Genomic DNA, 15,369 nt, shown 5'->3' on the forward strand with positions numbered 1-15,369 from the left:
AAGGCGGAAAAATACAACAGGCTGAGCGGATACTGCTGATTTTCATCCGACCTGACTCTCATCCAGAGCCGAAAGAACCGCGTGCTCCACCCGCACCCTTCGGTGGAGCCAGCGCTCCGCAATGCTACGGAAGGCCTCGGGACGGCCACTGGTGAAGAAGTGATGTTCCTCGGGGTGACGGGCGGGACCCTGACGAAGAAGTCCGTGGCTGCTCAAGATCCCAATCAATTCCCGGGTGGTTTCCTCGGCAGAACTGATCAGGGTCACCCCGGATCCCATCTCCCGGGAAATCATAGAAGCAATCAAGGGATAATGGGTACATCCCAAAATCAATGAATCCAGTCTGTGCTTCTTCAACGGAGCCAGGGATTCCCTCAGGATCTTGCGAGAGTTCTCATTTTCCTCCCTCCCGCTCTCCACCAGGGGAACCAAGGCGGGACAAGCGAGACTGACCACATACAACCTCGGGTCAATCCGCTTCAATGCCCGTTCATAGGCAGAACTCCGGATGGTACCTTCGGTGCCGATCACTCCGACCCGACCCTGTTGTGATACTTTGATTGCCGCCCGGGCTCCCGGTTCGACCACTCCCAACACCGGAACATTCACTTGACGGCGAACCTCGTCGAGAGCCAGGGCTGTGGCAGTGTTGCAAGCGATCACGAGGGCTTTCAGAGGGTGCCCGGATAAATAACGGACGATTTCCAGAGTGAATCTGCGAACCTCGTCTGAGGGTCTGGGACCATAGGGACAACGGAGTGTATCTCCGAAATAAAGAACTTTTTCCTTGGGCAACTGCTGAAAAACTTCCCGGACAACGGTGAGGCCTCCGACACCGGAATCCAAAATGCCGATGGCACTTTCCACAGAATGTTGATGGGTCAAAACCTTCCATCCTCCATGAACCAGGTTGGCTCCGTTTTTGGCTGTCACTTTCAATGTCAGAATATGTACCTGATGAGAAAGCGGTATGTGCAGATTCCCGGGGGAATGTGATAATTCTACCAAACATCCCCTTCCCGGAAAATAGAATTTGCACAAACCGAATAAAAACTTCATGTCAGGCCAGAACTCCGGAAACCAGATTGGAGCGTGAGATTCCAGTTGAAAACAGGGAGAGCGGTGAAACCGGTCCGAGTGTCCAAAAAACTCTGTATCCCTGTGTTTTCAGGAAGTCTCCCAACTCCGTTTACTTTATTTCGCGATGAAGAAGAGAAAGGTGCTTTGCCATCTCCCTCACTTCCTCCTCAGAAAAGCGGGACAGCACTTGAGACAGATAAGACTGACGTGTCTCCATCACATCCCCGATGATCTCTTTTCCTTTCTTCAGAAGATGGATCCGTACCACCCGCCGATCCCGGTCATCCCGAACCCGTTCCACCAAACCGTTCTTTTCCATCCGATCCACCAAGTCCGTCATCGTGCTACACGCCAAATACATCTTCTGACTCAGGTCTCCGATGGTCATATCCCCTTCATCATTCAGCCACAATAAAGCAGTGAACTGCGGAGGAGTAATCGGGAATTCGTTGAGAATTTCCCGCCCCTTTCGCTTCACCACCACACTGATCTCCCTGAGCAAGCATTCAATTTCGGCCACCAGCTCTTTTGACAAACCCGTTTGATTATCCATTTCCGTTAACCCCTTTAACGGCCCCTTGCCGATCTCTGTCAGTTTACCTCCAAATTCGCCTGCAACGGAGATGGTCTGTCCTATCACATATGGTAACGGGTGAACCGGCCTGACACAAGTGTTCAGAAAATGAAATGCGAAATCCTCATCCATCCGTCCCAGGACCATCAAAGGATACTGTCTGAGTAAATGGACCGAAGACCGCAACCACACGCCAATGATATGATTTTAACTGAGTTTCCAGGCAAAGCGATCAGAAACGTTGTGATTGGGTGTGTTTGGGTGTGTCTGGCAAATCCATATCCGGGGCCGGGACGGTCGGGACTGGGTCTCACCCAGGCCGGGGATAGCCCGGTTTCCCCGAGATTTGCGAGGCACTGGTAAGTAAAGGCCGACGTTGCCCCAAACATTTTCCATTCCCACAGTTGGGAAAGGGCCATTGGCATTCAACATTTCATCCCCAAACAAGGAGGAACACCATGAATGTATCCGCTTACCTTCGCCGGATCGGACTCTCTGCCGTCGATCATCCGGATCGACAATTCCTGTCCCGGCTTCAGGAGAACCATCTGCTCCACATTCCCTTTGAAAATCTGGATATCTCACTCCATCGACCCATTCGCTTATCACTGCCCCAGGTGTATGAAATAGTGGTGGAGCGGGGGTGTGGGGGCTTTTGCTACGAATTGAACGGATTGTTCCATTGGCTCCTTCGGGAGTGTGGATTTCATACGACGCTCATCTCCGCACGTGTACGGGAGGCGGATGGTTCCTTTGCTCCCGAATTCGATCATTTGGCACTGCTGGTCTTACTGGAAACACCTTATGTGGTAGATGTGGGATTCGGTGACTGTTGTCGACATCCGTTGCCTTTGACCGGGGAAGAGCTGGAAGATATCAGCGGTCGTTACAGGGTAATTTCAAAGGCTGACGGAGAAGGATATGCCCTGCAAAAAAAGATGGAACACAACTGGGTTACGGAGTACTATTTTACAACCCTCCCCCATGAATTGCAGTCTTTTACCCCCATGTGCGAGTACCACCAAACTTCCCCCGCATCCACCTTTACATAAAAAAGATGTGCACGATCGCCACTGAAGATGGAAGGATTACACTCACTCAGGATTTTTTGACCATCACCCAGGACGGGAAAAAACAGAAACGTCCAGTTGCATCGGACGATCAGTTTCGTGACGAGCTCCTTCATTATTTTGGAATCAAACTCTGATTATAGATGGTGATCAGTCGCCATCCCCCCACGTATAAAAAAACCCTACGCATGTGGTAGGGCAATGGGATGAGGCTAAATTTTCAATTCACCGAGCCGGACCAACTCCACCACTGCCTGCGACCGTCCTTTCACATTCAATTTCTGCATTACATTGGAGATATGATTTCGGACGGTTTTTTCGCTGATAAAGAGTTGCTGTGCGATCTCTTTGGTTGTCTTGTCCTGCACCAACAGCTCAAACACTTCCCTTTCCCTGTTGGTTAACAAAGGCTTCCCTTTCTGGTTGCTCGTCAAGTGCGTCACCCCTCCTTGCTCGGGCTCTTGGAACACGAGGGTCAGGGACTCAGTCAGGTTATCTTATGAACGGGCTTATAACGTGGTGCGGTGGCGGGAGAAAAATAGGCTGCTCCGGGACCGGTTAAGTGCTGTGGAAAGCATAAGAGATATCGAGTTAATTCTGAAAGAGCCGATCTATAAGGAAACTAAGAAAGCCGAACAGAAATGTTGCCACCCGGCTGCTCCCTTATGACACTGCGAATGTCACAAATCCATTTATGCCAGTGCCTTCAATCACAGGAGTAAATTGGCCTCTCAAAAAATGAGACACCGCGCACACTGTTGCGGTGTCTTTTCCGATCAAGGGCCAATACCAAAATCAGGTTCCCGAGAATACACTCCTGTCGGCTTTCCACAGAAGATCTTCCTCAGTTCCCGTCGACCCAAAGCCTGTGGGACATCCGGTCTCCAATACAATACAGGGATCCCCGGCAGCCGATGATGAAACCACTCCCGAGCATTTTCCCGGGTAGTCAGAATCCAGGCGACATCGAAAATATTTAGCCGGGGAACCCCCCATTCCCTGCGACTGAGCTGAACCCTGGGATAAGGTATTCCGGGAAAGGCAAGGATGGTGTCCCCATAATTGAGACACTCCGCGATGCACCGAGTCAGGGGATATTCCCGGGATGAGCGGAGCAGATGCACCGGTTCATACCCCAGATGTCGAACCAGACGGCGGGCATCCGCTTTCTGTACCGGGGATATTCGTTTCTTCTTCCCCTCCCCGGGGGATAACACCGGATACTGCGACACCAGGTGAACAAAGGGTATACCATGAACAAACATTGATAACCACCCCTTTCTCTGGTAATCTCCTCGAATTTGACAAAACCATACCTGATCCCAATCCCCTACTCAGATGGTGTCGAAGAGGAGACAGATCCCTCTCCCTTTGAACAGACAACTCTGCCGGAAATCAGGACAGTATTTTCTGTTATAGGTCAAGCCACCAAGCTCATAGCAATGGAAAAACGGGAGAAGTGGAGCGGGGTTCAGACATCATCCTCCATCCTTCGACCGCATTTGCCACAGAGGGGGGGTGGAAAACGGTTCCAATCGAGTCCTACGGATCGAGCCCATCCAAAAGGCACCGGCAGAAGGAAGACAGATTGCATCAAATTCCGCTGGAAAAGAACTGGCCGACCCTGTCACCCGTTGTTCTTGCCTTGATTGAGTTAGAACAAGATGAGATGTATCCCCTAATCCCTGAACAAATGATCTCAAACTATCTGGAGGAAGCGATCTCCTTCGGTGAAAATGCCGCCAGGGGAGAACTTTATGAAGGAGATCTGGCCCGTTTGATCAACCGGGTGATCCAATCCGGTGTAAAGATCCGTTTTGTGGAGCGGGAAGGACATGATTCCACTGGTTGGATCCGTGCCCAATACCGGCGGAAACCTCCCACCATCGAAATTTACAAACCCTCCCTGAAGCAACTGGGCCAATTTTTCCGCCAATCAGGATACCGGATCCACCCGGATGACCTGATCGCCTTGCACCTGTATCATGAATGGTTTCATCACCTGGAATCCTCCAGCCTCGGCCGGACGGATCACCGTCTGCCCAAGGCGGAAAAAAAGAGATGGGGCCCCTTTGTTCTCCGCAGGCGAATTCATCGGCTGAGGGAGATCGCCGCCCATTCTTTCACCCAGTCAGCTTTGGGATTGTCCTGGTCTCCCTTGTGGCTGGACCATTTACTCCTGCTCACGGATCGGGGCTGGTCCAAATCCCAAATCCGGGATCATTTCCAACAACTCCAAGAGAAATATCGTTCCCTGACGGAACCGGCCCAAAAACCCCCGGAATAGCCATTGGAAAGATACCGGCAGGACCGGTCCCACTCCTCACCTCTCACCTCCCCCCTCTCGTATATGAGGAAACCCGCCCGGGAAATAATAATTCCGGGAGGTGGAATTTCATGGAAATCCCTTATCTGTGCCCTGCCTGCGGTACCAATCGTACCCGGTTTAATCTGATTCAACAAACAGTCCGCCCGGTGAAAAAGGATCCTCAAACCGGTGAAATCATGGAAGAGGTGGACGCTTCCGACCCGCTGCAGGCTCCTTACCGGGGAGAAGAGCTGCGGGTTCAATGCGGGGTTTGCGGAGTGGTGGAAACAGAACAGCGATTTGTAAAAACAGCCCGGCGGGGAACAGGAGAAAAAAGGATTTAACTTTAAGCACATGCGCCTGAAGGGAAAAATCACCTAAGGGCGCTTTTTCCTTTTTCGGGTGTGTTATGATTTAAGCAGGAGGCAACAAGGATACCGACATCAAAAACGAATCCTTTTCCCTCCCCAGTCCGACCACACAGATTTCCCTTTGCTTGGGACCGATCCTTCGGACAAAAAACCGATTTCTTACAAAGGAGTTTGTCTGATGCGTGAACTGAAAGAATCTCTTCTCCAACTGATCACGGAAACCTCCACCAATCTGCCCCCGGATGTGCGCCATGCCATCCGCAAGGCAAAGGAAAAAGAGGATGCCGGCACCCGGGCCGCACTGGCCCTGACCACCATCACCGACAATATTCAGATGGCGGAGGATCACGTCTCTCCAATTTGTCAGGATACAGGAATGCCCACCTTCTACATCCGTGTTCCTGTCGGAGTCAACCAAATGGAGCTAACCCGGGCCATCCGGGAAGCGATCGTCGAAGCGACAAAGACCGGTAAGCTCCGTCCCAATTCCGTAGATTCCCTCACTGGGGAAAACAGCGGCGACAATCTGGGCGAAGGTGTCCCGGTAATCCACTATGAACAATGGGAAAAGGATGAAATTGAAGTTCGCCTGATCCTGAAAGGCGGCGGCTGTGAAAACAAAAACATCCAATACAGTCTCCCTTGTGAATTGGAAGGGTTGGGCCGTGCCGGCCGGGACTTGGATGGAATTCGCAAGTGCATCCTGCACAGCATCCACCAAGCTCAGGGGCAGGGATGCAGTGCTGGCTTCATCGGGGTGGGCATCGGCGGTGACCGCACCACCGGTTATGAATTGGCCAAAAAGCAATTGTTCCGGAAAACAGATGACATCAACCCCCATCCCGATCTGGCCCGCTTGGAGGCCTACATCCTGGATAAAGCCAACCAGCTTAGTATCGGAACGATGGGTTTTGGTGGCAATACCACCCTTCTCGGATGCAAGATTGGCAGTATGCACCGGATTCCGGCCAGTTTTTACGTCTCCGTCGCCTACAATTGTTGGGCTTTCCGGCGGCAGGGTGTCACCCTCGATCCCACCACGGGAAAAATCACCGGATGGCTGTACAAGGATGAGCCAAAAGCTGAAACCGTCACCGTCACCGAACCGGCTGAACCACCGACCTCCCCGGAGACTGCCGCTTCCTCCAGGGAAGTGCGGCTGACGCCTCCCATCTCAGAAGCCGATATCCGTTCCTTGCGCGTGGGAGATGTCGTCATCCTGGATGGAATCATCCATACGGGTCGCGACGCGCTCCATAAGTATTTGATCGACCATGATGCTCCGGTGGATCTCACAGGCGGGGTGATCTACCACTGCGGTCCGGTCATGTTGAAAAAACCGGAGGGGGGTTGGGAAGTAAAAGCAGCCGGTCCCACCACCAGTATCCGGGAAGAGCCCTATCAGGCTGACATTATCAAGAAATTCGGGATCCGGGCTGTGATCGGTAAAGGTGGAATGGGCGCCCGCACCCTGGAAGGTCTGAAAGAGCATGGCGCAGTCTATCTGAATGCGATTGGGGGAGCTGCCCAATATTATGCCGATTGCATCACCGATGTCGAGGGAGTTCACTTCATGAACTTCGGAGTTCCCGAAGCCATGTGGCATCTGCGGGTGAAAAACTTCGCCGCCATCGTCACCATGGACGCCCACGGTAACAGTCTGCACAAAGATATTGAGCTGGACTCCCTGGAAAAACTGGCACAATTTAAAGAACCTGTCTTTTCCTGATCCAAAAACGGCAGCGGGGACAACCCCGCTTCTTTTTTTCCCTTTCAATGATCGACCCACAAAACCATGGTTTTATACTAAAAGATGGATTCACAGGCGCCGTTAGAAAGGGTAGAATGTTGGGGTACTCATCCACCCTTTCAAAGAGGTGACTCATCCGAATGGACAACGGGAAGTTTCCAATCTCCAAAAAGATCACCCTGTTGATCGTCGTGGCCTTGATTGCCATCATTGCAGGACTGGTCTATGCCTTTCAAGGAGACTCCGGACCTGAACCACGAGTGGTTCTGGAAAGATACATGAACCATTGGGAAAATGGTGATTATGCGTCCATGTACGAATTGCTTAGTATGAATGCAAAACAACAGGTGACCAAAAAGGAATTCATCAAAAAGCACGAATCCATCGCCAAAGGAATCAAGCAACAGAAGATACAGCTGAAGTTGGGAAAAAGCTCGGAGAAAGAAGTGGAGACCATTCCTTTCTCGTCTCGGATTGAAACAGATACCGTCGGGGTCCTCTCCTTTCAAAACCGGGCAAGGATGGTGGAAGATGACGAGGGGTGGCGGGTGGCTTGGACTCCCTCTCTGATTTTCCCCCAATTGAAAGATGGAGATCGGGTCGCTGTCCTCCGAACTGCTCCGGGAACCCGGGGAGAAATCACTGACCGGAATGGAGAGCCCCTAGCAGTAAACACCAAAAAAACCGCCGTGGGCATGGTTCCCAATGAGGTATTGGATCCAGAAAAAACTTGCCGGGAGCTGGCCAAGGCATTGAACCGGGATCCCCAAACCATCCGGGACCGATTGAAACGGGGAGAAAAGAAGGATCCCAACCGATTCATTCCGATCCAAGTTTTTAACGGGAAGGGCGGAAAAGAGGTGGACACCCTGAAAAAAATCCCCGGTGTCTCCGCTCAGGATGCATCGGTCCGGGTATATCCCCAAAAAGAGCTAACTGCCCACATTACCGGCTACATCCGCCCCATCACCAAGGAACAGTTGAAGAAATACAAAGAGAAGGGAGGGTATCAGCCGGGTGACTGGATCGGCCATCGCGGCCTCGAATCAGATCTGGAAGAGCGCCTGCGGGGAACCCCCGGATGGAAAGTGGTGATCAGCCGGGAGGATGGGAAACAAAAGGCGGTGCTTGGCGAAACTCCTGCCAAAAGCGGAGAAAATATTCAAATCACTATTGATTTAAAAACACAGGAACAGCTCTACCGGGGCATCAAGAACGACAAGGGAGCAGGCGTCGCTTTAAATCCCAAAACGGGAGAAATCCTAGCGATGGTGAGTGCCCCTTCCTACGATCCCAATCAATTTATTCAGGGTTTGTCTCAAGCCGAGTGGTCCAGAATCAGCGGACCTGATCAGCCTTTGGCCAACCGGGCCAAACTCACCTATGCTCCCGGTTCCACCATGAAGCCGATCACTGCCGCCATCGGTCTGGATACAAAGACGATCACTCCCGACACCTCCTATAACACAGATGAGGGAAAATGGCAGAAAGATTCCTCCTGGGGCGGCTATTATGTAACCCGGGTGGACAATCCGGGGGGCGGTGTCGATCTCGCCAAAGCCCTCGCTTGGTCGGACAATATCTATTTTGCCCGCGTCGGTCTTAAAATCGGGGCAGCAAAGACGATCGAGTACTACAAAAAATTCGGTTTCAATAAAAAACTGAAAAATCCAGAGATCACTCCATCCCAATTTTCCAACAATAACAAGCTGGACAATGAAATCCTGCTGGCGGACACCTCTTATGGACAGGGACAACTCCTGGTCAGTCCTCTTCATCTGGCGGCAATGTATACCACCTTCACCAACGATGGGGATATGATCAAACCTTATCTAATCTTGGATCCCGATCAGAAAGGGAAACGAATGATTTGGAAGAAAAACGTGATCTCCCCTGACACAGCCACCAAAGTGAAGGAATTACTCCGTGGAGTGGTCGAACTGCCAAAAGGCTCGGCCCGGGATTTAAAAACCGCCGGTGTGGATCTGGGGGCCAAGACGGGAACCGCAGAGTTGAAAGCGAGCAAGGATGATAAAAACAACCGTCAATTGGGGTGGCTCGCCTGGATGGCAGGTAAAAAGGGACAGGAATCGGATTTGGTGGTGGCCACCATGGTGGATGAAGTTCAGGATCGCGGCGGCAGCCACTATATCTTCCCTGCCGTTAAGAAGATGCTGGCTGAACGCTACCGCTAGAAGCGATGTGACAAGGCTTCTAGATCACAAAGCTTCTACCCCTTTCCTTCCGGTTTTCCACTAGGATCCAACAACCCGGTTGAAACATCCGGGTGACCTTTATCGTCCATATTAATGAAGGAGGAGGTAAACGGAGATGAACAAACACAAACGGATTTCGGGGTTGATTTATCTGACCCTGATCATACTGTTTTTCTCATGGGCCCTTCCATATCCGGCATCTGCCGATGCGGTTGCCGGGGAAACCGTGGTCACCTTGGGCCACGATCTCACCCCTCAACAAAAAAACCAAATCCTTCAGGAAATGAATGTGAACTCCGATGTTAAAACCATCACCGTAACCAACCAGGAAGAACATCGCTATCTCGGCAAATACCTGAACCGGGCCACCATCGGCAACCGGGCTCTCTCATCCGCCAAGATCACTCTGGAAAAACAGGGCACTGGCATCAAAGTACAGACTCACAACATCACCACCATCACTGAAAAAATGTATGCAAACGCCTTGATCACCGCAGGCGTGAATGATGCGGAAGTGTATGTCACGGCTCCGATGCAAGTCTCCGGCACCGCCGGCTTGACCGGAATCCTGAAGGCCTTTGAAACCGCCTCGGACCAAAACATCAGCGAAGAACAAAAACAAGTGGCCAATGAAGAGATGGTTCGCACATCCGAATTGGGTAAAAAACTGGGAGACAATGATAAAGCAGCCCAGTTTATGACACGGGTCAAAGAGGAGATCGCCGATAAAAAACCCGATTCTCCAGAGCAGGTTCGGGATATCATCGTCAATGTGGCCGGGGATCTCAACATCCATCTGAACAACCAAGAAATCAATAACATCACCAATATGATGTATAAGTTCTCTCAATTGGATATCGACTGGGACCACTTCAGCAACCAACTGGAAAAATTGAAGGGAAATCTCGGTCAAGTGGTGGACTCCAAAGAAGCTCAGGGCTTTTTTGACAAATTGTGGGCTTGGTTATCCAATCTGATCGACTCCCTGAAAAACATCTTCTCCTCCTGACTGTTTGACAGAAAAACCGGGTAAAACGAAACACCCTCCGACACAATTTCGGAGGGTGTTTTCCATTGAGTCCAAGACTAACGGGAAAGCCACTTGCGGAACATGTGCTTGGTGCCCTCCCGGTTCATCCGGGCAATGGCCGTGGTCAGGGGCACACCTTTCGGACAAGCTTGGACACAATTCTGGGAGTTTCCGCATTCCTGCAACCCGCCTTCGCCGATGAGGGCGTCCGTCCGTTCCTCTTTGTTCATCTCCCCCGTGGGATGGGAGTTAAACAGATCCACCTGACCGATGATAAAAGGACCCATGAAATTGGAACGGTCATTGACATTGGGACAGGCTTGGAGACAGACCCCGCAGGTCATGCACTTGGACAATTCATAACGCCATTGACGCTCCACTTCCGGCATCCGTGGCCCGGGCCCCAGATCATAGGTTCCGTCAATCGGGATCCAGGCTTTCACCCGTTTCAAAGCATCAAACATCCGGTTCCGGTCGATCACCATATCCCGGAGAACCGGGAAGGTGTCCATCGGCTGAATCCGGATCGGTTGCTCCAGCGAATCCACCAGCGTGGAGCAGGCCTGGCGGGGAGTACCGTTGATCACCATGGAGCAGGCACCGCAAACCTCCTCCAAACAGTTGGACTCCCAAGCGACCGGGGCCACCTTCTCCCCTTTGGCATTGTAAGGAGTGCGTTGAATCTCCATCAGGGAGGAGTTGATCGTCATATTGGGACGATATTCCAGCTCGAACTCCTCTTCATAAGGCTCGCTGTCGGGGGAATCCTGACGTGTGATGATAAAACGAACAGTCTTTTTTTCCACAGCTGTCGCCGTTTGTTCGCTCATTTGCTTTCCGCCCCCTTTTCAGTTTGTTTCGCCACGTCATAGCGTCGCGGACGCGGTTTGATAAGGGAGACATCCACGTCTTCATACTCGAAGGCGGGTCCATTTTCCGTATACTTGGCCTTGGTTGTCTTCAGCCAGTCCTCATCGTTCCGGTCCGGGAAATCCGGTTTGTAATGAGCTCCCCGGCTTTCGTTCCGGTTATAAGCCCCCAGGGTCATCACCCGGGCCAGCTGGAGCATATTCCACAGTTGCCGGACAAAGGAAGCCGACTGGTTGTTCCAAGTGCTGGTGTCCGTTACATTGATCCGCTTGTAGCGCTCCATCAGCTCCTGAATCTTTTCATCGGTTTTCTTCAGCCGGTCGTTGTAACGGACCACGGTCACATTATCCGTCATCCACTGACCCAACTCTTTGTGCAACTGATAAGGGTTCTCGTCTCCGTCCATTTTGAGGATATTGTCGTACTTCTCCTGTTCCTGCTTCTGATACCCCTCAAACAGGGTGGAAGGCAGGTCTTCGGCGGAGCGATCCAGTCCACGGACATATTCCAGCGCACTGGGGCCGGTGACCATTCCGTCGAAGATGCAGGAGACCAAGGAGTTGGCGCCGAGACGGTTGGCACCGTGGTATTGGTAATTGGCTTCCCCCGCGGCAAACAGGCCCGGGATATTGGTCATCCCGTTGTAATCCACCCACAATCCGCCCATGGAGTAGTGAACCGCCGGGAAAATCTTCATCGGTACCTTGCGCGGATCTTCACCCATGAATTTCTCATAGATCTCGATGATCCCGCCCAGTTTGATATCCAACTCCTTCGGGTCTTTATGGGAGAGGTCCAGATAAACCATGTTCTCCCCGTTGATTCCCAGTTTCATGTCGACACAGACCTTGAAGATGGCCCGGGTGGCGATATCCCGGGGCACGAGATTGCCATAGGCGGGATACCATTCTTCAAGGAAATACCAGGGTTTCCCGTCTTTATAGGTCCAGACGCGCCCTCCTTCCCCCCGGGCCGACTCGGACATCAGCCGCAGCTTATCATCTCCGGGGATGGCCGTCGGGTGCACCTGGATAAATTCACCGTTGGCATAATAAGCCCCTTGCTGGTAAGCGGCACTGGCAGCGGTGCCGGTGTTGATCATGGAGTTGGTCGACTTTCCAAAGATAATCCCGGGTCCACCGGTGGCCAAGATCACCGCATCAGCACGGAACGCTTTGATCTCCATGCTCCGCCGGTCCTGAGCCACGATCCCCCGGCAACGGCCCTCCTCATCAAGGACCAAAGAAATGAACTCCCAATGCTCATACTTGGTCACATTGCCTGCCACTTCCCAGCGGCGCACCTGCTCATCCAGCGCATACAACAGTTGCTGGCCGGTGGTGGCTCCGGCAAAAGCGGTCCGATGGTGTTTGGTTCCCCCGAACCGGCGGAAGTCGAGAAGCCCTTCCGGAGTTCGGTTGAAAGGAACCCCCATCCGGTCCATCAGGTAGATAATTCCCGGAGCCGCTTCACACATGGCTTTCACCGGCGGCTGGTTGGCCAGAAAGTCACCGCCGTAAACAGTATCGTCAAAGTGTTCCCAGGGGGAGTCTCCCTCCCCTTTGGTGTTCACCGCTCCGTTGATGCCTCCCTGGGCGCAGACAGAGTGGGAGCGGCGAACCGGTACAATCGAAAACAGATCGATGTCGGCTCCGGCTTCGGCCGCTTGTACAGTGGCCATCAGTCCGGCCAGGCCTCCGCCGACGACAATGATTTTATCTTTTTTCATTTTGGCAGTGCCCCCTTCTACCACTGTGCCAGCTGGTTAGTAAATTCCGGATCTGCAAATGCATACAGGGCGCTGAGTCCAATATAGCTGACCAACACAAACACAACGGCCCAAACATAGGAGGAGATTCGCTGTGCCCGGGGGCCCACGGTGATTCCCCAAGTGACCAGGAAAGACCACATGCCGTTGGAGAAATGGAACACGGCCGCCAGGATTCCGATCGTGTACCAGACTTGGTTGACCGGATTGGACAGAAGGTCCGCCGTCAGATGGGTCAGTTGATCAGCACTGTAATCGTTCAATGCTACCTGCAACCGGGTCTCCCACACATGCATGGTGACAAAAATCAGGGTGATCACCCCGGTCAAGCGTTGGAGCATGAACATGATATTGCGAAACAGGCTGAAGCTGCCGACATTGTTCTTCGCCGTAAAGGCGATGTACAGACCGTAAACGCCGTGGTACAGGAGAGGAAGAAAGATAAAAAAGATCTCCAGAATCGGCAGGAACGGAAGGCCCCAGATCCATTCCACCTGTTCGGTAAAGGCTTGCGCCCCTTCGGTTGCATAATGATTTGTAATTAGGTGTTCAACCAAAAAAAAGCCGACTGGGATGACACCCAGCAGGGAATGCAACCGTCTGTTGAAAAAACTGCGGTGCGTGCTCATTTTTGCCCCCCCAATATCCCCTGATGGTATCACGGTATGTTTGCTAGGAACCCTCTTTCCAAAACTTTACCGGCTTTCAGCCGGCGGAAACACTGAATACATTTCTCTTCAAGGAAAGAAAGGTTTCACTTCTTTGACGTTTTCATTGTACTCCCACTTTCGACATAGCGTCAAGTTGGGCCGTCCTGCTTACGTGGTAAATTACCCCAACCCTTCGTCTTATAAACCTAGCCCCCACCGGAAATAAAAACCTGCCCGGCTCTCACCGGGCAGGTACTCTTGCCCCTTTGGTTTTGATCAACTGATCCGCCGTTCAATCCCGGCTCCATTCAGCCCCTGATCGAGGAATTGCCGGATCCGAGGACCCGTCTTCTCATATTCCACCAGGAAAGCATCATGGCCGTATTCCGAAGAAATCTCCAGCAACTCACACTTCTTTCCCAGGTTCTTCAGCAGGGTGTACAATTCCCGTTGCTGTTGGACGGGAAACAGCTGATCTTCCCGAATTCCCACAACCAGCACTTCCGCCTCGATGGCGGCAAGGGCGGTCTCCACTCCTCCCCTGTTCCGGCCCAGGTCATGGGTGTCCATCGCCTTCAACAAGTAGAGGTAGCTGTTTGCATCGAAGCGTTGCACCAGCTTTTTTCCCTGGTGGCGAAGATAGCTTTCCACCTGAAACAGAGAGTCGGGTTGGATCACTGACCTGCCGGATTGTAGATTGCGGCTGAACCGTTTTTCAAACAATTGCGGAGTCCGGTAGGTGACCATAGCCATCATTCGGGCCACCGCCAATCCTTGCACCGGTCCGGATCCGGGATAATAACTACCTTGCTGATAACCGGGATCAGTCAGAATCGCCTGGCGTCCGATATCATTGAAGGCGATCGCTGTGGGAGTAAGGGCGGCCGCGGTGGCGATGGGAACCAACTTTCGTGCGAAGGTGGGGTACAAGATTCCCCATTCCAACACCAACATGCCACCCATGGAGCCCCCGATCACCATTTCCACACGCCTGATCCCCAGTTTCTCCAAGCACCGTTTTTGAACAGACACCATATCCCGGATACTGACCACGGGGAAATCAGTACCGTAAGGTTGACCTGTTGCGGGATTGGTGGAGGCCGGACCCGTCGTCCCCCCGCATCCCCCCAATACATTGAGGGTCAACACATGGTAGAGATTGGTATCGATACTTTTCCCTGGACCGATCAGGCCGTCCCACCAACCGGGTTGCTCTTGATCCCCCACCGCGTGGGCATCCCCGGTCAGCGCATGGCAGACCAGCACAATATTGCTCCCATCCGCCTCCGGCTCCCTTCCGGCCGCTTCCACCGCCACTTCCACTTGCGAAAGGGTTTCCCCATTCTCCAGTCGGACAGATCCGACAGATACCTTTTTCTTCTCGAAAATCCGGGTAGAGATCGGCATCATCCATCCCCCTGTCTCGCCGGTCATGGACCGAATATCGCCACAAGCAAAACACCCTCTTCACAATGAAGAGGGTGGGTAAATTCCGCCGGACATGGTCTTCCACGCCTCTTCTCATCTTCCGGGCTGACGCCCAGCAGGAGTTGGCACCTTTCCCTGTATAAAGGGGGTTGCCGCGGTTTCATCGGGCCAGTCCCTCAACCGCTCTGGATAAGAAGAACATCGACCTATGCAATTTTGTTCATCATATGATGATTCCAGCGGATTGTCAAGAC

13 protein-coding genes, 1 pseudogene and 1 riboswitch are annotated in these 15,369 nt (G+C 52.5%); of the genes and pseudogenes, 6 read left to right on the forward strand and 8 right to left on the reverse strand.

What is annotated here, in order from left to right; translation table 11 throughout:
* Positions 1–42: 42 nt before the first annotated feature.
* Both racE and IEV46_RS06260 read right to left on the reverse strand, forming a co-directional pair.
* Positions 43–867 (reverse strand): glutamate racemase, encoded by an 825-nt coding sequence (gene racE / locus IEV46_RS06255; RefSeq protein WP_229735952.1) that lies wholly within the window; start codon positions 865–867, stop codon positions 43–45.
* Between the two features lie 322 nt (positions 868–1,189).
* On the reverse strand, positions 1,190–1,633 hold the full coding sequence (locus IEV46_RS06260) for a MarR family winged helix-turn-helix transcriptional regulator (protein ID WP_188431028.1): 444 nt from the start codon (positions 1,631–1,633) through the stop codon (positions 1,190–1,192).
* A gap of 479 nt (positions 1,634–2,112) precedes the next feature.
* Between IEV46_RS06260 and IEV46_RS06265 the strand changes: the two are divergent.
* Positions 2,113–2,861: pseudogene (locus IEV46_RS06265) on the forward strand (arylamine N-acetyltransferase family protein).
* 75 nt (positions 2,862–2,936) lie between these two features.
* On the opposite strand, the gene IEV46_RS06270 reads toward IEV46_RS06265, so the two are convergent.
* Together IEV46_RS06270 and IEV46_RS06275 are read right to left on the reverse strand one after the other, a co-directional pair.
* The gene (locus IEV46_RS06270) at positions 2,937–3,158 is read right to left on the reverse strand and encodes a helix-turn-helix domain-containing protein (protein ID WP_040387081.1); all 222 of its coding nucleotides are present in this window, start codon (positions 3,156–3,158) and stop codon (positions 2,937–2,939) included.
* A gap of 342 nt (positions 3,159–3,500) precedes the next feature.
* Positions 3,501–3,989, reverse strand: a complete 489-nt coding sequence (locus tag IEV46_RS06275; RefSeq protein ID WP_188431030.1) for a hypothetical protein — start codon at positions 3,987–3,989, stop codon at positions 3,501–3,503.
* 323 nt (positions 3,990–4,312) lie between these two features.
* Between IEV46_RS06275 and IEV46_RS06280 the strand changes: the two genes are divergently transcribed.
* The 5 genes from IEV46_RS06280 (at position 4,313) to IEV46_RS06300 (ending at position 10,378) form a co-directional block, all read left to right on the forward strand.
* Complete coding sequence (locus tag IEV46_RS06280; protein WP_188431032.1) at positions 4,313–5,011, forward strand: hypothetical protein; 699 nt, start codon at positions 4,313–4,315, stop codon at positions 5,009–5,011.
* Between the two features lie 110 nt (positions 5,012–5,121).
* Positions 5,122–5,376, forward strand: coding sequence for a DNA alkylation repair protein (locus IEV46_RS06285; protein WP_188431034.1), 255 nt, complete (start codon positions 5,122–5,124; stop codon positions 5,374–5,376).
* 205 nt (positions 5,377–5,581) lie between these two features.
* Positions 5,582–7,132, forward strand: a complete 1,551-nt coding sequence (locus tag IEV46_RS06290; RefSeq protein WP_188431036.1) for a fumarate hydratase — start codon at positions 5,582–5,584, stop codon at positions 7,130–7,132.
* A 161-nt stretch (positions 7,133–7,293) separates the two neighbouring features.
* Positions 7,294–9,348 carry a penicillin-binding transpeptidase domain-containing protein gene (locus tag IEV46_RS06295; protein WP_188431038.1) on the forward strand — a complete coding sequence of 685 codons (2,055 nt, stop codon included), beginning with the start codon at positions 7,294–7,296 and terminating at the stop codon, positions 9,346–9,348.
* A 136-nt stretch (positions 9,349–9,484) separates the two neighbouring features.
* The gene (locus IEV46_RS06300; RefSeq protein ID WP_188431040.1) at positions 9,485–10,378 is read left to right on the forward strand and encodes a DUF1002 domain-containing protein; all 894 of its coding nucleotides are present in this window, start codon (positions 9,485–9,487) and stop codon (positions 10,376–10,378) included.
* A 77-nt stretch (positions 10,379–10,455) separates the two neighbouring features.
* Here the strand turns inward: IEV46_RS06300 and sdhB are convergent, their stop codons facing one another.
* The 4 genes from sdhB to metX all read right to left on the reverse strand — a co-directional run bounded on the left by sdhB (position 10,456) and on the right by metX (position 15,094).
* On the reverse strand, positions 10,456–11,229 hold the full coding sequence (gene sdhB / locus IEV46_RS06305) for a succinate dehydrogenase iron-sulfur subunit (protein ID WP_188431042.1): 774 nt from the start codon (positions 11,227–11,229) through the stop codon (positions 10,456–10,458).
* A complete protein-coding gene (gene sdhA / locus IEV46_RS06310) occupies positions 11,226–12,998 on the reverse strand; it encodes a succinate dehydrogenase flavoprotein subunit (protein ID WP_188431044.1) in 1,773 nt (590 codons plus the stop codon). Before sdhA ends, sdhB begins: the two co-directional genes overlap by 4 nt.
* A gap of 17 nt (positions 12,999–13,015) precedes the next feature.
* Positions 13,016–13,666 (reverse strand): succinate dehydrogenase cytochrome b558 subunit, encoded by a 651-nt coding sequence (locus tag IEV46_RS06315; protein ID WP_188431046.1) that lies wholly within the window; start codon positions 13,664–13,666, stop codon positions 13,016–13,018.
* A gap of 297 nt (positions 13,667–13,963) precedes the next feature.
* Complete coding sequence (gene metX, locus IEV46_RS06320) at positions 13,964–15,094, reverse strand: homoserine O-acetyltransferase MetX (RefSeq protein ID WP_229735934.1); 1,131 nt, start codon at positions 15,092–15,094, stop codon at positions 13,964–13,966.
* 111 nt (positions 15,095–15,205) lie between these two features.
* Positions 15,206–15,311, reverse strand: a riboswitch (SAM riboswitch).
* Positions 15,312–15,369 lie beyond the last annotated feature (58 nt).

Origin of the sequence: Kroppenstedtia guangzhouensis (assembly GCF_014637345.1) — a bacterium.
Lineage (GTDB): Bacteria > Bacillota > Bacilli > Thermoactinomycetales > DSM-45169 > Kroppenstedtia > Kroppenstedtia guangzhouensis.